Source organism: Tepidimonas fonticaldi, assembly GCF_007556755.1.
GTDB classification, from domain to species: domain Bacteria; phylum Pseudomonadota; class Gammaproteobacteria; order Burkholderiales; family Burkholderiaceae_C; genus Tepidimonas; species Tepidimonas fonticaldi.
In genome coordinates this window covers 1-17,867 of record NZ_VJOO01000038.1, presented here as the reverse complement: position 1 = coordinate 17,867, position 17,867 = coordinate 1, and the positions used below count along the sequence as shown (strand labels likewise).

The window sequence follows — 17,867 nt, the reverse complement described above, 5'->3', positions numbered from 1 at the left end:
GGTCCGGGGCGACCGGCAGATCGGCCAGATCGCCCGCCACGGAGCCCCCACCGCGATGAGCATCCGCAACCTCGAATTTTTGTTCGCCCCCCGCCGTGTGGCGGTGTTCGGTGCGTCCGACCGGCCGCACAGCGTCGGCGGCACGGTCTGGCGCAACCTGTCCCGCGGTTTTCAGGGGGAGCTGTTTGCGGTCAACCCGCGCCAGCCCGACCTGGGCGTACCCGTGGCGCGCGATCTGGCCGATCTGCCGGTCGCCCCGGACCTGGCCGTCATCTGCACCCCACCCGCCACCGTCCCCGGCCTGATCGCCCGCCTGGGCGAGCGCGGCACGCGGGCCGCGGTGGTGGTCACCGCCGGGCTGGATGCCGCGCACAAACAGGCCATGCTCGACGCCGCGCGCCGCCACACGCTGCGCATCCTGGGGCCCAACTGCATCGGCATGCTGGTGCCCCACCTGGGGCTCAACGCCAGCTTCGCCCACGCCGATGCCCAGCCCGGCAACATCGCCTTCGTCTCGCAGTCGGGCGCACTGGTCACGGCGGTGTTGGACTGGGCCAACGACCGGGGCATCGGCTTCTCGCACTTCGTCTCGCTGGGCGAGCACGCCGATGTGGACTTCGGCGACATGCTCGACTACCTGGGCAGCGACGCGCGCACCCGCGCCATTCTGATGTATGTGGAGTCGGTCACGGCGCCGCGCAAGTTCATGTCCGCGGCCCGGGCCGCGGCCCGCAACAAACCGGTGATCCTGGTCAAGGCCGGCCGCTCGGCGCAGGGCAGCCGCGCGGCCGCCTCGCACACCGGGGCGCTGGCGGGGTCCGACGACGTGTTCGATGCCGCCATCTCGCGCGCGGGCATGCTGCGCGTCAACACCCTGCACCAGCTCTTTCTGGCGGTGGAGCTGCTGGCGCGCTTCCGCGACAACCGCAGCGAGCGGCTGCTGGTGCTGACCAACGGCGGCGGCGCGGGCGTGATGGCGGCCGATGCCGCCGCGCACATGGGCGTGGAGCTGGCGAGCCTGAGCCCCGACACCGTCGCGCGGCTGGACGCCGTGCTGCCCGGCAACTGGTCGCGCGCCAACCCGGTGGACATCATCGGCGATGCGCCCGCCCAACGCTATGTGGATGCGCTGCGCATCCTGCGCGAGGACCGCGACAGCGCCATCCTGTTCATCCAGGCCCCCACCGCCATCGTCCCCAGCGACACCATCGCCGAAGCCTTGCTGCCGCTGGCCACCGAACGCCCCCCGCGCGTGCTGGGCTGCTGGCTGGGCCACGGCGCCGTGGCGGCGGCGCGGGCGCGTTTTCGCGCCGCGGGCATCCCCGACTACCCCACGCCCGAAGAGGCGGTGCGCGCCTTCTCGTTCCTGCGGCAGTACCACCGCCACCAGGCGGAGCTGATGGAAACCCCGCCCGCCCTGCCCGAGGGGCTGGCGCCCGATCTGGACGGCATCCGCCAACTGGTGCGCGAGGCGCTGGCCGCCGGCAGCGAGTGGCTGACCGAGCCCCAGGCCAAGGAGCTGCTGCGGCGCGCGGGCGTGCCCGTCACCCCGCTGCGCAGCGTCCCCGCCGACCCCCAGGCCGCCGTCGCCGCGGCCGATGCGCTCGGCTACCCGGTGGTGCTCAAAATCCTGTCCACCGACATCACCCACAAGTCCGACGTCGGCGGGGTGAGGCTCAATCTGCACGACGCGCAAGAGGTGCTCGAGGCCGCCCGCGCCATGCTCGAGCGGGTGGCCCAGCGCCGGCCCGACGCCCGCATCGAGGGCTTCACCGTGCAACCCATGGTCCGGCGGCGCCATGCGCACGAGCTGATCATCGGCGCCAGCATCGACCCGCTGTTCGGCCCGGTGATTCTGTTCGGCCAGGGCGGCACGGCCGTCGAGGTACTGGCCGACCGCGCGCTGGCGCTGCCCCCGCTCAACGTCGCGCTGGCCGAATCCCTGATCGAGCGCACCCGCATCGCGCGGCTGCTGCGCGGCTACCGCGACGTGCCCCCGGCCCACCGCCCCTCCATCCACGCCGCGCTGCTGGCCGTCTCGCAACTGCTGGCCGACGTGCCGGAAATCGCCGAGATCGACATCAACCCGCTGGTCGTGGACGCGGACGGCGCGGTCGCGCTGGATGCCCGGGTGCGCATCAGCGCCGAGCGCCCCGCCGGCGCGGCGCGCTTTGCCATCCGCCCCTACCCGCAAGAGCTGGTCGAAACCCTGGACTGGCACGGCCAGACCCTGACCGTGCGCCCTATCCGCCCCGAGGACGAAGCCCAGCACCTGGCCTTCCTGGAGCGGGTGGACCCCGAGGACATCCGCCTGCGCATCTTCTACAGCCGGCGCAGCATCGAGCACAGCGAACTTGCCCGCCTGACCCAGATCGACTACGACCGCGAGATGGCCTTCATCGCCACCCGCGTCGGGCCCGACGGCACGCCGGAGACCATTGGCGTGGTGCGCGGCATCTGCGACCCCGACAACGACACGGCCGAATACGGCATCCTGGTGCGCTCCGACCTCAAGGGCATGGGCCTGGGGCGGCTGCTGATGGAGCGGCTGATCCGCTACCTGCGCGGCCACGGTACGCGCCGCATCGTCGGCACCGTGCTGCGCGAGAACAAGGGCATGCTCGGCCTGGTGGAGCGACTGGGCTTTGCCATCACCCCCCACCCGGAGGACCCGGACCTGCGGCATGTGGAGCTGCCGCTGCAACGGTGAGCGCAGAGCGGCGGGCGCGTGGGGTGACCGCTCGTCGCTTTTTTGCTGCAGCGCAACAAAAACGCTTGCATTTCCGGCGCGCCCCCCTATACTAAGGGTCATGTTGCAGCGCAGCATAAACCGCCGGACACCATCACCGGACGGACGCCCTTCAGGCAGGTTGCGCGCCATGGCCCATTGCCCATCCACCCGCTCACAAGGAGTCCCACCATGATGACCATCGAACAAATCGTCGCCCTGCACAAGAAGAACGCCGCCACCGCGTTCGACCTGGGCGAAAAAGCGCTGGCCGGCGTCGAAAAGCTGACCGAGCTGAACCTGCAAACCGCCAAGACGCTGATGGCCGAAACGGCCGAGCACACCCAGGCCTTCCTGGGCGTGAAGGACATGCAGGATCTGGTCGCCCTGCAAAACGCCATGCTGCAGCCCGTCGGCGAAAAGGTCGCCGCCTACAACCGCCATGTGTACGACATCGCCTCCAGCCTGAGCGCCGAGTTCGCCAAGGTCGCCGAGGCCCAGGCCGCCGAAGCGCAAAAGCAGTTCGTCAGCGCGCTGGACAGCGCCGTCAAGAACGCGCCCCAGGGCAGCGAGCCGGCCGTGGCCGCCGTCAAGAACGCCGTGTCCACCGCCGCGGCGGCGATGGAGTCGGTGCAAAAGGCCGTCAAGCAAGCCACCGAACTGGCCGAAGCCAACCTGAAGGCCGTGGCCACCACCGCGGTCAACGCCACCAAGTCGCCGCGCGCGGCCAAGGCCTGATCGAGACCGGGGCCCGTTCCCAAGGAACCGGCCCTTCGTCTGCGCGACACCCCGCGGCCTGCGCCGCGGGGTGTTCGTTTTGGGGCACCGCATAATCGATGCTTTGCATTCCACCCCGAGAGGAGCTATCGATATGTCCATCGACACCATCGGCATCGTCGGCGCCGGCACCATGGGCAACGGCATCGCGCAGGCTTGCGCGACCAGCGGCCTGAACGTCGTCATGATCGACGTCAGCGACGCCGCGCTGGCCAAGGGCCTGGCCACCATCGCCGGCAGCCTGGACCGCCTGATCAAGAAAGAAAAAATCACCACTGCCGACAAGGACGCGGCGCTGGCGCGCATCCGCACCTCGACCCGCTACGACGACCTCCAGGGCGCGCAGCTCGTCATCGAGGCCGCCACCGAGAACCTGGAGCTCAAGCTCAAGATCCTGCGCCAGCTCGACGGCCTGCTGGCGCCCGAGGCCATCGTCGCCACCAACACCAGCTCGATCAGCATCACGCAACTGGCCGCCGTCACCGGGCGCGCCGACCGCTTCATCGGCATGCACTTCTTCAACCCGGTGCCGATGATGGCGCTGGTGGAAATCATCCGCGGCCTGCAGACCAGCGACACCACGCACGACGCCGTGCGCGACCTGGCGCTCCAGCTCGGCAAGACGCCGATCACGGTGAAAAACTCGCCCGGCTTCGTCGTCAACCGCATCCTCGTGCCGATGATCAACGAGGCCTTCTTCGTGCTGGCCGAGGGGCTGGCCAGCCCCGAGGACATCGACGCCGGCATGAAGCTCGGCTGCAACCACCCGATCGGGCCGCTGGCGCTGGCCGACATGATCGGGCTGGACGTCTGCCTGGCGGTGATGAACGTGTACTTTGCCGAGTTCAACGACAGCAAGTACCGCCCCTGCCCGCTGCTCAAGGAGATGGTGGCCGCCGGCTACCTGGGCCGCAAGACCGGGCGCGGCGTCTACCGCTACTGACCCCCGGTGCCGGAGCCGGCCGCCACCCGCGGGCGGCCGCGTCCGACCCGACGGCCGGCAACACGCACACCCACACCAGCGCGTACAGACTGGCCCGCAGCGACGGCAGGCGCACCCCCGCCGCCGGCCCTAGGGTCGGGGTTGGAGACGGCGCCTGCCCGTCAGGATGGGCTGGCATCGCGGCCCCCATCGCGTCGCAGCCGACGCCGCCACCACGCGGCCCAATCGTCCAGATAGCAGTAGATGACCGGTACCACCACCAGCGTCAGCAGCGACGAGGTCACCACACCCCCGATGACGGCCTGCCCCATGGGGGCGCGCTGCTCCGAGCCTTCCGACAGCGCAAACGCCAGCGGCACCATGCCGAACACCATGGCCAGCGTCGTCATCAGGATGGGGCGCAGCCGCACCCGTGCCGCCAGCAGCAGGGCCGCTTCGCGGTCCAGCTTCTCGCCGGCCAGCCCCTCGCCGCTGGCACCGGCGCGCGCGCGGTTGGCAAAGTCCACCAGCAGGATAGCGTTCTTGGTGACCAGCCCCATCAGCATGATCACGCCGATGATGGAAAACAGGTTGAGCGTGGAGCCGAACATCAGCAGGATGAGCACCACGCCGATCAGCGTCAGCGGCAGCGACGACATCAGCGCGATCGGCTGCAGGAAGCTCTTGAACTGCGAAGCCAGGATCATGTAGATGAAGATCACCGCCAGCGCCAGCGCCGACAGCGCGTAGCCGAAGGACTCCTGCATGTCCTTGGTGGAGCCGCCGAACTTGGCGCGGTAGCCGGGCGGAAAGTCGGTGCTGTCGAGCACGCGCCGGATATCGGCCGAGACCTCGCCGAGCGAGCGGCCGGCGACGTTGGCGGTGATTTCCACCTCGCGCGCCAGATCGCGCCGGTTGATCTGGTTGGGCCCGGTCGAGGGCCGAATGTCCGCGATCTGCGCCAGCCGGATGGCGCGCGGCGTGCCGTCCGGGCCGGTGACGGTCAGCGTCAGGTGCTGCAGCGTATCGACCGACTCGCGCGCCTGCGGCGCCAGGCGGACCTTGACGTCGTAGCTCTGGTCATCCGCCGCGCGCCAGTTGCCCACGGTCTGGCCGGCGATCAGGCCGCGCAGCGCCTGGGTGACGCTGCCCACGCTCAACCCCAGGTCGGAGGCGGCGTCGCGCCGCACCACGATGTCCACCGTGGGCTTGTTCGGCTTCATGCTGGTGTCCAGATCCACCAGCCCGGGGATGTGCCGCAGCCGCTCGGTGACCTGATCGGTCAGGCGCTGCAGCGCCTGCAAATCGGCGCCCTGCAGCGACACCGAAATCGGCTTGCTGCCCCCCACCGGGTCCAGCAGGCCCACGTGCGTGACGGTGATGCCGGGCACGCGCGCCAGCCGCTCGCGCAGCACGGCCGACATTTGGTCCACGCTGCGCTGGCGGGCCTTGCGGTCGACCAGGCGCACATAGACGGTGGCCACATTGCGCCCCTGGGCCGATCCGGTGTTGATCGTGGTCAGGGTGTATTGCACCTCCGGAAATTCGCGCAGGATGGCGTCCACCTGCCGGGCCTTGGCCTCGGTCACCTCGATGGACGAGCCGGTGGGGGTGTAGAAGCTGAGCGTCGTCTCGGAAAAATCGGCCTTGGGCACGAACTCCGTGCCCATCACCGGCACCAGCGCAAAACTCGCCACCAGACTGCCGGCGGCCACGGCCAGCGTGGTGCGCCGGTGCGCCAGCGACCAGGCCAGCAGGGCCTGGTACCCCTGCCCCAGCCGGTGGGTGAAACGCTCGACCGCCGCGGTCAGCCGCCCCAGCGTGCGGTCGTACAGGGTGCGGCGCGACGCCGGCTGCCCCTCGGCGTGGATGGCCGGGTCGTGCCAGACGCTGGAGAGCATGGGGTCGAGGGTGAAGCTGACGAACATCGAGATCAGCACCGCCGCCACGATGGTGATGCCGAACTCGTGGAAGAACTTGCCGATGATGCCGCCCATGAAGCCGATGGGCAGGAACACCGCGACGATGGACAGCGTCGTGGCCAGCACGGCCAGACCGATTTCGTGCGTGCCGTCGAGGGCGGCGCGGTGCGCGTCCTTGCCCATCTGCACATGGCGCACGATGTTCTCGCGCACGACGATGGCGTCGTCGATCAGCAGGCCCACGCACAGGCTCAGCGCCATCAGCGTGATCATGTTGATCGAGAAGCCAAACCCGTACATGAACAAGAAGGTGCCGATCAGCGCAATGGGCAGCGTCAACCCGGTGATGACCGTCGAGCGCCACGAGTTGAGAAACAAAAACACGATGGCCACCGTGAGCACCGCGCCCTCGATGAGCGTCTGGCGCACGTTGGTGACCGCCACGCGGATGGGGCGGGCGTTGTCGCGCACCACGTCGATGGCCATCCCGGCGGGCAGTTCGGCGCGCAGTTGCGACGCCACGCGGTTGAGGCCGTCCACCACGTCGATGGTGTTTTCGCCCTGGGCCTTTTGCACATCCAGCGCCAGCGTGCGGCGGCCGTCGAACAGCGCCAGGCTCTCCACCTCCTGCGGGCCATCGACGACATCGGCAATCTGCCCCAGCCGCACCGGGACCGTGCTGACGCCCGTTCCCCGGCGCGCCACGATCAGGTCGCGAAAGGCCTCGGGCTCGGGCAAGCGCCCCTTGACCTGCACCACCCGTTCCGCCTCGCGGGAGTGCAGCGAGCCGGCGGGCAGGTCCTGGTTTTCGGTGCGCACGGCCTGCAGCACCTGCTCCACGCCAATGCCGTAGGCCTCCATCGCCTCGGGCTTGAGGTAGAGGTTGATCTCGCGCGCCACCCCGCCCACCAGCGTCACCGAGCCCACGCCGCGCACATTCTCCAGCCGCTTCTTGACCACCTGGTCGGCGTAGGTGGTCAGCTCCACCGGGCTGCGGCTGCCGTCGGGCGAGGTCAGCGCCAGCGTGTAGATCGGCCGCGAGGCCGGGTCGAAGCGCAGCACCCGCGGCTCGCGGACCTCGTCGCGCAACTGGGCGCGGATGCCGGCCACCTTTTCGCGCACATCCTCGGCGGCCTGGCGGCCGTTGACGTCCAGATTGAACTGCACGATCACGACCGACTGGCTGTCGTAGCTGCGCGAGAAAAGCTGGTTGATGCCCGCGATCGAGTTGACCGCCTCCTCGATCTTCTTGGTGACTTCGGTCTCGACGATCTCGGGCGAGGCACCGGGATACTCGACCTGCACCACGACGACGGGAAACTCCACGTCCGGGAACTGATCGACCTTGAGCCGCTGCAACGAAAACAGCCCCAGCACCACGAAGGCCAGCATGACCATCGTGGCCAACACCGGGTTGGCGATGGAGACGCGGGTGAACCACATGGACGCGCGCCCTCACTGGCCGGCGGAGGCCGCACTCAGGCGCACGGCCGTGCCATCGCGCACGCCCCCGATGGTGCCCGCCAGCACCCGGTCACCGTCGGCCAGCCCGCTGCGGATGATGCGCACCGGCTCCCCATCGGCTTCGGCGCTGGCCTCCACCTCGACCGTGCGGCGCACCAGGCGATCCGTCTGCAGCAGCCACACATAGGGCTGGGGCGCATCCAGCCGCACGGCCGACTCGGGCAGCGCCAGGGCCGTCTCGCGCGCCACCTCGATGCGGCCGGTGGCAAACAGCCCGTGGCGCAGGCCGTCACGCGCCTGGAGCGCCAGATAGACCGGCACCGCCCGAGTGCCCGCCTGCACGCTGGGGTTGAGGCGCACCACGCGCGCCGGCACCGGCTCCGGCAAACCGTCCACCCGCAGCGTCGCGGGGGCGCCCACGCGCACCGCCCCCACCTGTTCGGGCGGCAACGCGGCGCGCAGTTCCAGCGCGCTCAGGTCCACGATTTCCAGCACCCGCGCATCCACCGCCACGCGCTCGCCGGGCTGCACGAAGCGCTGCGACACCCAGCCGTCGATGGGCGCGCGCAGCACCGTGTCGTCCAGCGCCTTGCGCGCCACGTCCGCCGCGGCCTCGGCCGCCAGCAGGCCGGCGCGCGCCCCGGCCGCATTCGACACCGCCGTGTCCAGCGCGTTGCGCGAGATGAAGCCCTGCTCCACCAAGGCCCGGTTGTTCTGCAGCGTGCGCTCGGCAATCTCCAGCTGGGCGCGGGCCGATTCCGCCTGCTGCCGCGCCTGGCGCACGCGGGCCTCGAACTCGGTGGCATCCAGCCGCCCAAGCACCTGCCCCGCCCGCACGGCCTGGCCTTCGCGCACCGTCAGCTCGCGCAGCTCCGCCGCCACCTTGGCCTTGACCAGGGCGGTGCGCACCGCCTCCACCGTGCCGCTGACCGGCAGCGTGCGCAGCACCGGCCGGCGCTGCGCCGTCACCAGATCGGCAGGGGCCAGCTCCAGCGCCGCAGGGGCGGTGGACACCGCCACCTCGGTCGATGCGCGGCGCTGCATCACCCCCCGCACGGACAGGCCCACGATCAGCGCCACCACGGCCAGCGGCAGGCCCCATCGGACGATTCGCTTCATCCTGCAACCCTCATCGGACGGTCCGCCACAGCCATCACCGGTTGACGAAGGAGCCGGACTTGCCGCCGTGCTTTTCCAGCAGGCGAACGTCCGTGATCACCATGCCCCGATCGGCCGCCTTGCACATGTCGTAAATGGTCAGCAGCGCCACCTGCACGGCGGTCAGGGCCTCCATCTCCACCCCGGTCGGTCCGACGGTCTCCGCCGTGGCCTGCACGCGCACGGCGGCGGCGTCGGGCTCGACGGCGAACTCGAGCGCCACGCGCGTCAGCGCGATCGGATGGCACAGCGGAATCAGATCGCTGGTGCGCTTGGCCGCCATGATGCCCGCGATGCGCGCCACCCCCAACACGTCGCCCTTCTTGGCGCTGCCTTGCTGGATGAGGGCCAGCGTCGCCGGCTGCATGCGGATGCGCCCCTCGGCCACGGCCGTGCGGTGGGTGGCGGCTTTGGCGCCGACGTCCACCATGTGGGCCTGGCCCTGGGCGTCGAAATGGGTGAGTGGCGAAGCGGTCTCGGGGGCGAGGGAGGAGGCGGTCATGGCTGGCAGGGAATTCACGGCACCGACGCGGCATCATACGGGGATGAGCGAGTCCCTTCACCGCACGACGCCAGCCATGCCCGATGACGACGCCCCGCCGCGCCTGGCGCCGCTGGGTTGCCGGCGACGCGACTGGCTGGCGGGTGCCCTGCGGGGCGCATTTGCCGGGGCCACCGCCCGCGCGCTGCTGCCCTGGCTGGGCGTGGCCGGCGCGGCCGTACCGGTGGGCGCTGGTGCAGCCACGGGTCTGCCGGCGCTGGGCGATGGCGGGGATCTGACGCTGTCGGAGGAGCGGCGCATCGGCGACCAGATCGCGCGAGCCATCTACCGCGACCCCGCCTACCTGGACGACCCGGTGTTGGGCGACTACCTGCAGCGCATCTGGGGGCCGCTGTTCCAGGCCGCGCGGCGCCGGGGCGAGCTGTCGGACGAGTTGGCCGAGCGCTACGCCTGGCAATTGCTGCTGGCCCGCGACCGCACGGTCAACGCCTTTGCGCTGCCCGGCGGCTACCTGGGCGTGCACCTGGGGCTGATCGGCGTGACCGGCAGCGCGGACGAGCTGGCCTCGGTCCTCGCGCACGAGCTGTGCCATGTCACGCAGCGCCACATCGCCCGGCTGCTGAGCCGGCAAAGCCAGCAGGCCCCCCTGGTGCTGGCGGCGATGGTGCTGGGGGCGCTGGCCGCCAGCGCGGCCCGCAACGCCGATATCGCCAGTGCGGCAATCGCGGGCGGCCAGGCGGTGGCGATGCAGGGGCAGCTCAACTTCTCGCGCGACATGGAGCGCGAGGCCGACCGCATCGGCCTGACCGTGTTGCAGGCGGCAGGCTTCGACGGCCACGGCTTCATCGGCATGTTCGACCGGCTGCAACAGTCGGCCCGCCTGAACGACGACGGCAGCTACCCCTATTTGCGCAGCCACCCGCTGACCACCGAGCGCGTGGCCGACATGCGGGCACGCCTGCCGTTGGAGGCGGCGGCCCGCACGCCGGGTGCGGCGGCCGGCCCCGTGTCGCCCACCGGCCACGCCTTCATGGCGGCGCGCGCGCGGGTGCTGGCCGATCCGGCCCCAGACCGGCTGCAGGCACACGCGAGCGCAGCGCTCGATGGACACGACGGACGCGCGGCACGCGACCCCGGGCGCTTGTATGCCGGCGCGCTGGCCTGCGCCTGGCTGCGCGACGCCCCCGGCGCGCTGCGCCTGCTGCCCGCCGTGCGCGAGGCGGCGGATGCGGACGATGCCCGGCTGGCGGCCGATCTGCTGCGCCTGGAGCTGCTGTCGATGCTGCGCACCGACCCGCGCCTGCCGTCCGCCGAAGGGCAGGCCCTGCCCACCTGGGCGGAGCGGGGGCTGGATACGGGGGGCCGCGCCGGGCTGCTGCTGGCGGCCGGAGCGGCGACCGCGCTGCCCGGCCCCGTGGCCCAACGGGCCGTGACCCGGCTGCAGGCGTGGTGCGTGGAGCATCCGCAGGACGCCGGGGCCTGGAGCGCCCTGGCAGCGGTGCAGCATGCGCTGGGCCAGCCCGTGCGCGCCACCCGCGCCGAGGGCGAAGCGCGGCTGGCCTGGCTGGACCCGGCGGGTGCGTTGGACCGCTTCCGCGCCGCCCAGCGGCTGGCGCGCGAGCGCGGGGTGGACGATCTGATGGAACTGTCCGTGCTGGACGCCCGCGCCCGCTACGCCGAGGGCCTGCTGCGTGAGCAGCTGGCCGAGCAGGCGCCACGCCGCTGACGCACGCGCGCCGCTGCGGCTAAGATCATTGCCCCGATTCCGGGCAGCCCCCGTTTTTGGCATTCACCCCGTACATTCGCATGGCCGGCATTCACATCACCGACATCGAGGCCGCGATCAACCACTGGCGCGCGCGCCAGCCTTCGCCCGACGGCGTGACCCTGGGGCCCGAGCTGCGCGCGCTGGCCGAGGTCTACGCGCTGATGGTCTATTACCGCACCGACGAAGCCGACGAACGCACCATGCCGCGCGCCGCCTGGGCGGCCTGGAAGGCGTGGTACGACACCACGCCGGACACGCCGTGCATCGCCATCTGCTCCACCAACCAGGGCGATGCGGTCTGCAAGGGCTGCGGCCGCACGCACGACGAGGTGACGCACTGGCCGGCGATGACGCCCGGCGAGAAGCGCGCCGTCTGGCGCCGCATCACGCGCGACGGCAGCGCCTGGCGCTTCAACGTCTACGCCGAGCGGGCGGTCGAGCGCCGGGGCGCGACCGCGCCGGACGCGTCCCACGCCGGCGCTCCTTCAACGGAAGCCCGGCCGGCACCGTGACGCCCGTGCCGCCGCCCGGCGGCGGCTGCGGGGCGTGCGGTCAGATCCGCCGCGCCAGCTCGGTGGCCTTGCCGGTGTAGCCGGCGGGGGTGAGCGCGCGCAGGCGCGCCTTTTCCGCGTCGGGAATCGGCAGGCCGTCGATCAGCGCGTGCAGCGCCTCGCGCGTGACCTGCTGGCCGCGCGTGGCGGCCTTCAGCCGCTCGTAGGCGCCCGGCACGCCGTAGCGGCGCATCACGGTCTGGATGGGCTCGGCCAGCACCTCCCACGCGGCGTCCAGGTCGGCCGCCAGGGCCGCGGCGTTGAGCTCCAGCTTGCCCAGGCCCGTCAGCAGCGACTGGTGCGCCAGCACCGCGTAGCCCAGCGCCACGCCCATGTTGCGCAGCACGGTGGAGTCGGTCAGGTCACGCTGCCAGCGGCTGACCGGCAGCTTCTCGCTCAGGTGGCGCAGCAGCGCGTTGGCCAGCCCCAGGTTGCCCTCGGCGTTCTCGAAGTCGATCGGGTTGACCTTGTGCGGCATCGTGGAGGAGCCGATCTCGCCGGCCTTGAGCTTCTGCTTGAAGTAGCCCAGGCTGATGTAGCCCCAGACATCGCGCGCCAGATCGACGAGGATGGTGTTGCTGCGCGCCACGGCGTCGAACAGCTCGGCCATGTAGTCGTGCGGCTCGATCTGGATGCTGTAGGGCTGAAACGTCAGCCCGAGGCCAACCGGCGCCTCCGGCGGCGTGTCCGGCCCCGGCGCCGGCGTCTCCACCACGCTGCGGGCGAACGCCTCCCAGTCCACCTCCGGGTAGGCCGCCAGGTGCGCGTTGTAGTTGCCGACCGCCCCGTTCATCTTGGCGCGCAGCGGCACCGCGGCGATGCGCTCGCGCGCCGCCTCGAGCCGCGCCACCACGTTGGCCAGCTCCTTGCCGACGGTGGTGGGGCTGGCGGTCTGGCCGTGCGTGCGCGACAGCATCGGCGCCTCGGCCCAGGCGTGCGCCAGCTCGCGCAGCCGCGCGAGGATCGCCTCCAGTCCCTGCAGCAGCACCGCGCGGCCGGCCTGCAGCTGCAGCGCGTGGCTGGTGTTGTTGATGTCTTCGCTCGTGCAGGCAAAGTGCACGAACTCGCCGGCGCGCTGCAGCTCCGGCCAGCCGGCGAACACCCCAGGCACGCCCAGCTCGGCGTGGCCGCGGATCCAGTATTCCACCGCCTTGACGTCGTGGTTGGTGGTCTTCTCGATCGCCTTGATCGCCGCCGCATCCGCCGGCGCAAAGTCGCGCACCACGCGCCGCAGGTGCGCGCGCGCCGCCGCCGACAGCGGGGGGAATTCCGGCAGACCCAGGTCGCTCAGGCGCTCGAACCACGTCAGCTCCACCTGCACGCGCCGGTGCATGAAGCCGTATTCGCTGAAGATCGGCCGCAGCGCGGCGACCTTGGCGGCGTAGCGGCCGTCCAGCGGCGACAGCGCGGTCAGCGCGGCGTCCGGCGCGGCAAGGGAGGCGTCAGCGTGGGCTTGCATAGTGACCCCGATTGTAGGCGCCCGGCCTCTCTACAATCGGCACCCCGGCGCCGGGGCCCCATGGGGGCGACGGCACCGCCACGACCCGCTCCTCATGACCATGAAACTCAAGCTCATCGGCAGCCTCACCAGCCCCTACGTGCGCAAGGTGCGCATCGTCATGGCCGAGAAGAAGCTCGACTTCCAGTTCGAGCAGGCCGACCCCTGGGCCGCCGACAGCTCGGTGCCGGACGCCAACCCGCTGGGCAAAGTGCCCTGTCTGGTGATGGAAGGCGGCGAGGCGGTGTTCGACTCGCGCGTCATCGTGGAGTATCTGGACACGCTGTCGCCCGTGGGCAAGCTGATCCCGGCCAGCGGGCGCGAGCGCGCCGAGGTCAAAACCTGGGAGGCCCTGGCCGACGGCGTGCTGGATGCGGCGGTGAGCGCGCGCATGGAGCAGGTGTGGAGCGGCCGCGCGCCGCACGAGCGCAGCCAAGCCTGGGTGGATCGGCAAATGGCCGCGGCGCAGCGCGCACTCAAGGCCATGAGCCTGGGGTTGGGCGACCGGGCGCACTGCCACGGCATCCACCTGACGCTGGCCGACATCGCGGTCGGCGTGGCCTTGGGGTATTTGGACTTCCGCTTCCCCGCCGTGGATTGGCGCAGCGCCTACCCCAATCTGGCCCGGTTGCACGAGCGGCTGTCGCAGCGCCCCAGCTTTCAGGACACCCTGCCGCCCGCGTAACGGAATAAAAAAGTACCGCGAAGCACTCCCCGAGACAACAGGAGGAGGGAGGGAGGAGGAGAACCGCCTCGGCGAGTTTTCCAGCCAACACGGGCAACCACCGCATCGACCGGGCTTCGCGGCACACAGAAACCATTGCGTGCTTGCCATGATAGAGCGCAGCCCGCAAAAAAAGTTCCCGACACCGTTCAGGGGGCGCACACAGGGCGCGGCGCCCGGCCTTGTATGGGGGGCCACTCCCTGGCTTGGCGCCGCGCGTGGCGCCCTCGGCCTCCACGCCGAGGGCGAGCCAGGTGTCGGCGAGTCGGGCAGGCATCCACGCGGCGAGTTCGTTCGGCAGGTGCTTGCGCGTGCGGGCTTTGGCTTCGCGCAGTGCCTCGCTCAAGCGCAGGTGGGGCACGAGGTCGACGACGATGGGCTGGCCGGGATGCCAGTAGCTGGAAATCTGGAGCACTGCGGGCCCGCTCAGACCCCGGTGCGTGAAGAGCAGGTCGTCCAGGAACTCGCCGCGCCCCTTGCCCTCGTCGGTGGCGATCCGCACTTCGAGCGACACCCCCGCCAACGCCGCGAAGGGCGCCCAGGCCGCAGCGTCGAACGTGAGCGGCACCAGGGCGGGCCGGGCAGGCACCACGCGGTGGCCGAACTGGCGAGCGAGCCGGTACCCGAAGTCGGAGGCACCGATCTGCGGAATCGACAGGCCGCCCGTTGCAACGACGAGTCGGGCGCCGGCCACGACGCCGGCACTCGTGTCGAGTTCGAAGCGGGCGGCCGTGTGCCGCACGGCGTGCACGGTGCACGGTTGCCAGCGCTGGACACCCCCGGCCTCGCATTCGCGCAGCAGCATGCGGATGATGTCCTCGCTCGACTCGTCGCAAAAGAGCTGCCCCTTGTGCTTCTCGTGCCAGGCGATGCGGTGGCGCTGCACGAGTGCCAGGAAGTCTCGCGGCGTGTACCGGGCGAGCGCCGAGCGGCAGAAGTTCGGGTTGGACGAGAGGAACTGCTCGTGCGTGGCGTCACGGTTGGTGAAGTTGCACCGCCCGCCGCCCGAGATGCGGATCTTCTCGGCGACCTTCTTCGCGTGGTCGAGCACCAGGACCTTGAGGCCGAGCTGACCCGCGACACCCGCACAGAACAGGCCTGCCGCCCCCGCCCCGACGATTACGACATCGAACTGCTGCATCGGGCGGATTATCCTTGGCGCTGTCCCGCAGAATCGGGCCGATCCTCCATCCTCGTTTGCGCTTGGCGCCGCCCTCGCGGCCACGGCGTCTTCCTCGGAGACCTCATGAAGACTGAAGTGTGGTGGGCGTACTTCTTCGCCTGCTGGGTCATCGCCGTTTCGCCGGGGTCGGGCGCGGTGCTGTCGATGAGCCACGGCCTGTCGTACGGCGTGCGCAGGGCAAGCACGACGATTGCCGGATTGCAGGTCGGGCTCATGGGGACGCTGCTGATCGCTGGCGGCGGACTGGGGGCCATCCTGCTCGCCTCCGAGACGGCCTTCATGGTCATCAAGGTGGTGGGGGCTGCCTACCTCATCTGGCTCGGGGTGCAGCAGTGGCGTTCGCCGGTGCACACCTCAGGCAAGACGGTGCAAGTGGCACCCATGTCGGCACGCCGGCGCTTCTTCACGGGGGTGTTCACGAACCTGACGAACCCCAAGGGTATCGTCTTCATGGTGGCGGTGTTGCCGCAATTCATCGACCCGGCGCGGCCGCTCGCCCTGCAACTGCTGATCCTCGGGGCGACGATGTGCGCGGTGGACCTCGTCGTGATGCACGGCTACGCGCTGCTAGCCTCGCGCTTGCAGGCCCTGTTCCGCCGCCCGCAGGCGATGCGCTGGCAGAACCGCTTTTTCGGCAGCGTGCTCATGGCTGTCGGCGCGGCCCTGTTCTTCGTGCGCCGCCACGCCCACTGACGGCTCAGCACTCCTGCACGGCGGCCGGTGCCGGGTTGAGCCCGGCGCGAGGCGGCGGCGCTGCCGCACCCGCCTGCGCGGAGGGGGCAGTGACGTGCGGGCTCGCCACCGCCAGCACGTCGCCCACGATGATGATGGCGGGGCTCGCGAGACCGTGCCGCGAGAGGGCCGCCTGCAAGTCTCCCAAGCGGGCGTGCACGCGCCGCTCCTGAGGCAAGCTGGCGTGCTGCACGATCCCCACGGGGGTCGCGGCGGGGAGCACCTCCAGCAGCCCGCGCTCGATCTCGGCCGCCGAGGCCACGCCCATGTAGATCACGAGGGTGTAGCCCTGCGATGCGAGGGTGGCCAGCGAGCGCCAATCGGGCGAGGGGGCGCCGTCGCGCGTGTGGCCGGTGGCGAAGATCACGCCGTGAGCATGGTCTCGGTGGGTGAGAGGCACGCCCAGTGCCGTGGCGGCGGCGATGCCGGCCGTGATGCCGTTGACCACCTCCACGCGCAGCCCCGCTGCTTCGAGCGCACGGCGCTCCTCGCCCGCACGGCCGAAGAGGCACGGGTCGCCGCCCTTGAGTCGCACGACCCGCTCGCCTCGCCGCGCCTCGGCGATCATCCAGCGTTCGATGAAGGCTTGGGGGGTGCTGCGGCAGCCGCCCCGTTTACCGACCCGAACGATGCGCGTGCTCGGGCGCGCATAGCGCAACACAGCGTCGCCGACCAGATCGTCCACCAGAAGGACGGTGGCGCGCCGGATGGCTTTGACGGCCGCGACGGTCAGCAGGTCGGGATGACCCGGGCCCGCACCGACCAGGGTGACCACAGGGGCGCGGGGTGGCTCGGTGGGTGGGAGTTCATGCGGGAAGTTCATGCGACGTGCCGCTCGCGCAGGGGAGTTGCGCGAGGGTCTGCAAGATGCATTCCACTTGCTTGAGGATGGGCGCGGGGACGGGCTGCTCGCCGCTGAGCACGCCTTGGATGTACTGCGCCGTGGTGGGGGCGTCGCACTCGCGCGGCAGCGGCGGCAGGTCGGTTAGCACGCCTTCGCGCGCTGTGACGCTCAGCCCGGGCTGCCGGCGGCCGGCGAGGAAGACCTCCATGCGCGGCGTGCGCCTCGGGTCGGCCACTGGCTCGCCTTCCGTCCCCCGCAACAGCAACGCATGGGCGGCGGTGCGCTCCAGGAACTGCGCGAGTGTTTCGCCGTACTCGGGGTGGGTGTAGTTCACGACGCGCAGCGCCTGCCCGGGCGCCGTGGGGGCGAGGATCTTGGCGACGGTGTGCGCGGGGTTGCGCAGCCCGATCACCCTGCGCACGTCCAGCAGCCGCGCCAAGGGCGGGCACAGGGCCTCGGTGGGGATGAAGGCCGGTTGGCGACGGCCCCAGGCGTGCAGGATCGCGCCGGCATCGCTCGCTTGCGGCACACCCAGGGCCATGAGAATCTGCGCCGTGGTGACCCGACCGGGATCGTGCCCCACGCCATGGACCAGCACCGGCACCCCTTCCTGTGCGAGGAGGAGCGCCAGCAGCGGTGTCAAGTTGGGCAGGCGGCGTGCGCCGTTGTAGGACGGCAGCACCACGATGGGGCGCGGAGCGGGCACCGGAATGCAGCGCTCGGTGACGGCATCGAGAAAGCCTCGCAGCTCGTCCAGGGACTCGCCCTTGATCCGCATGGCGATGGCGAAGGCGCCGAGTTCGAGATCGGTGACCTGGCCGTCGAGGATGCGGCTCATCAGGTCGTAGGCCTGATCCCTGTCCAGGGACCTCGCTCCTTCCTTGCCCCGGCCGATTTCCTTGATGTAGTGAGAAATGCTCATGTCGCTCCCTGGAGATGGGACCACCAGGGCGGCCCCGCGGCGTTGCCGCACGCCGACCGCTGCCGCAATTCTCGGACCAGCACGCCGCCTGCGGCAGGAGGCGGGGCATAACCCCGGGCGGCGATGCGATCGGGGCTCACGGTCATCTCGCTCGGGGGGGGCGGGAGAGAGG

At 71.0% G+C, this 17,867-nt stretch carries 13 protein-coding genes and 1 pseudogene; 7 read left to right on the top strand and 7 right to left on the bottom strand.

Going from position 1 to position 17,867, the window contains the following annotated elements:
- Positions 1-55 precede the first annotated feature (55 nt).
- The 3 genes from Tfont_RS13055 to Tfont_RS13045 all read left to right on the top strand — a co-directional run bounded on the left by Tfont_RS13055 (position 56) and on the right by Tfont_RS13045 (position 4,448).
- On the top strand, positions 56-2,710 hold the full coding sequence (locus Tfont_RS13055; protein ID WP_143969759.1) for a bifunctional acetate--CoA ligase family protein/GNAT family N-acetyltransferase: 2,655 nt from the start codon (positions 56-58) through the stop codon (positions 2,708-2,710).
- A 210-nt stretch (positions 2,711-2,920) separates the two neighbouring features.
- A complete protein-coding gene (locus tag Tfont_RS13050) occupies positions 2,921-3,466 on the top strand; it encodes a phasin family protein (RefSeq protein ID WP_143904405.1) in 546 nt (181 codons plus the stop codon).
- A gap of 133 nt (positions 3,467-3,599) precedes the next feature.
- Positions 3,600-4,448 (top strand): 3-hydroxybutyryl-CoA dehydrogenase, encoded by an 849-nt coding sequence (locus Tfont_RS13045; protein ID WP_068607278.1) that lies wholly within the window; start codon positions 3,600-3,602, stop codon positions 4,446-4,448.
- A gap of 161 nt (positions 4,449-4,609) precedes the next feature.
- Here the strand turns inward: Tfont_RS13045 and Tfont_RS13040 are convergent, their stop codons facing one another.
- Genes Tfont_RS13040 through moaC form a run of 3 tightly spaced genes read right to left on the bottom strand, consistent with a single transcriptional unit; the run spans position 4,610 to position 9,473 of the window.
- Positions 4,610-7,792, bottom strand: a complete 3,183-nt coding sequence (locus Tfont_RS13040) for an efflux RND transporter permease subunit (RefSeq protein ID WP_143969758.1) — start codon at positions 7,790-7,792, stop codon at positions 4,610-4,612.
- A gap of 12 nt (positions 7,793-7,804) precedes the next feature.
- Positions 7,805-8,932 (bottom strand): efflux RND transporter periplasmic adaptor subunit, encoded by a 1,128-nt coding sequence (locus Tfont_RS13035; protein WP_143969757.1) that lies wholly within the window; start codon positions 8,930-8,932, stop codon positions 7,805-7,807.
- Positions 8,933-8,966: 34 nt separating this feature from the next.
- The gene (gene moaC, locus Tfont_RS13030) at positions 8,967-9,473 is read right to left on the bottom strand and encodes a cyclic pyranopterin monophosphate synthase MoaC (protein ID WP_143969756.1); all 507 of its coding nucleotides are present in this window, start codon (positions 9,471-9,473) and stop codon (positions 8,967-8,969) included.
- Between the two features lie 43 nt (positions 9,474-9,516).
- On the opposite strand from moaC, the gene Tfont_RS13025 reads away from it, so the two are divergent.
- Both Tfont_RS13025 and Tfont_RS13020 read left to right on the top strand, forming a co-directional pair.
- On the top strand, positions 9,517-11,199 hold the full coding sequence (locus tag Tfont_RS13025) for a M48 family metalloprotease (RefSeq protein ID WP_231960184.1): 1,683 nt from the start codon (positions 9,517-9,519) through the stop codon (positions 11,197-11,199).
- 80 nt (positions 11,200-11,279) lie between these two features.
- Complete coding sequence (locus Tfont_RS13020) at positions 11,280-11,753, top strand: DUF3717 domain-containing protein (RefSeq protein WP_068607285.1); 474 nt, start codon at positions 11,280-11,282, stop codon at positions 11,751-11,753.
- A gap of 40 nt (positions 11,754-11,793) precedes the next feature.
- Here Tfont_RS13020 and purB read toward each other — a convergent pair whose 3' ends face one another.
- Positions 11,794-13,251: an adenylosuccinate lyase gene (purB, locus tag Tfont_RS13015; RefSeq protein WP_143969755.1), complete on the bottom strand. Its 1,458-nt coding sequence runs from the start codon at positions 13,249-13,251 to the stop codon at positions 11,794-11,796.
- Positions 13,252-13,345: 94 nt separating this feature from the next.
- Here purB and Tfont_RS13010 point away from each other — a divergent pair, with 94 nt between their 5' ends.
- Positions 13,346-13,975, top strand: coding sequence for a glutathione S-transferase N-terminal domain-containing protein (locus Tfont_RS13010; protein WP_231960186.1), 630 nt, complete (start codon positions 13,346-13,348; stop codon positions 13,973-13,975).
- A gap of 184 nt (positions 13,976-14,159) precedes the next feature.
- Here Tfont_RS13010 and Tfont_RS13005 read toward each other — a convergent pair.
- Positions 14,160-15,155 (bottom strand): annotated as a pseudogene (locus tag Tfont_RS13005) (NAD(P)/FAD-dependent oxidoreductase); the annotation flags it as partial.
- A 105-nt stretch (positions 15,156-15,260) separates the two neighbouring features.
- On the opposite strand from Tfont_RS13005, the gene rhtB reads away from it, so the two are divergent.
- Entirely contained in the window at positions 15,261-15,890 is a 630-nt protein-coding gene (rhtB, locus tag Tfont_RS13000; protein ID WP_143969754.1) for a homoserine/homoserine lactone efflux protein, read from the top strand.
- Between the two features lie 4 nt (positions 15,891-15,894).
- On the opposite strand, the gene cobA is transcribed toward rhtB, so the two are convergent.
- Together cobA and ybiB are read right to left on the bottom strand one after the other, a co-directional pair.
- A complete protein-coding gene (gene cobA / locus Tfont_RS12995) occupies positions 15,895-16,752 on the bottom strand; it encodes a uroporphyrinogen-III C-methyltransferase (protein WP_143969753.1) in 858 nt (285 codons plus the stop codon).
- Positions 16,736-17,695 (bottom strand): DNA-binding protein YbiB, encoded by a 960-nt coding sequence (gene ybiB / locus Tfont_RS12990; RefSeq protein ID WP_143969752.1) that lies wholly within the window; start codon positions 17,693-17,695, stop codon positions 16,736-16,738. Before ybiB ends, cobA begins: the two co-directional genes overlap by 17 nt.
- Between the last annotated feature and the right edge of the window lie 172 nt (positions 17,696-17,867).

Excerpts from the sequence above, each read along its gene's own strand:
- Tfont_RS13055 (WP_143969759.1), top strand. The coding sequence starts at position 56 with ATGAGCATCCGCAACCTCGAATTTTTGTTCGCCCCCCGCCGTGTGGCG.
- Tfont_RS13050 (WP_143904405.1), top strand. The coding sequence starts at position 2,921 with ATGATGACCATCGAACAAATCGTCGCCCTGCACAAGAAGAACGCCGCC.
- Tfont_RS13045 (WP_068607278.1), top strand. The coding sequence starts at position 3,600 with ATGTCCATCGACACCATCGGCATCGTCGGCGCCGGCACCATGGGCAAC.
- Tfont_RS13040 (WP_143969758.1), bottom strand. The coding sequence starts at position 7,792 with ATGTGGTTCACCCGCGTCTCCATCGCCAACCCGGTGTTGGCCACGATG.
- Tfont_RS13035 (WP_143969757.1), bottom strand. The coding sequence starts at position 8,932 with ATGAAGCGAATCGTCCGATGGGGCCTGCCGCTGGCCGTGGTGGCGCTG.
- moaC (WP_143969756.1), bottom strand. The coding sequence starts at position 9,473 with ATGACCGCCTCCTCCCTCGCCCCCGAGACCGCTTCGCCACTCACCCAT.
- Tfont_RS13025 (WP_231960184.1), top strand. The coding sequence starts at position 9,517 with ATGAGCGAGTCCCTTCACCGCACGACGCCAGCCATGCCCGATGACGAC.
- Tfont_RS13020 (WP_068607285.1), top strand. The coding sequence starts at position 11,280 with ATGGCCGGCATTCACATCACCGACATCGAGGCCGCGATCAACCACTGG.
- purB (WP_143969755.1), bottom strand. The coding sequence starts at position 13,251 with ATGCAAGCCCACGCTGACGCCTCCCTTGCCGCGCCGGACGCCGCGCTG.
- Tfont_RS13010 (WP_231960186.1), top strand. The coding sequence starts at position 13,346 with ATGACCATGAAACTCAAGCTCATCGGCAGCCTCACCAGCCCCTACGTG.
- rhtB (WP_143969754.1), top strand. The coding sequence starts at position 15,261 with ATGAAGACTGAAGTGTGGTGGGCGTACTTCTTCGCCTGCTGGGTCATC.
- cobA (WP_143969753.1), bottom strand. The coding sequence starts at position 16,752 with ATGAACTTCCCGCATGAACTCCCACCCACCGAGCCACCCCGCGCCCCT.
- ybiB (WP_143969752.1), bottom strand. The coding sequence starts at position 17,695 with ATGAGCATTTCTCACTACATCAAGGAAATCGGCCGGGGCAAGGAAGGA.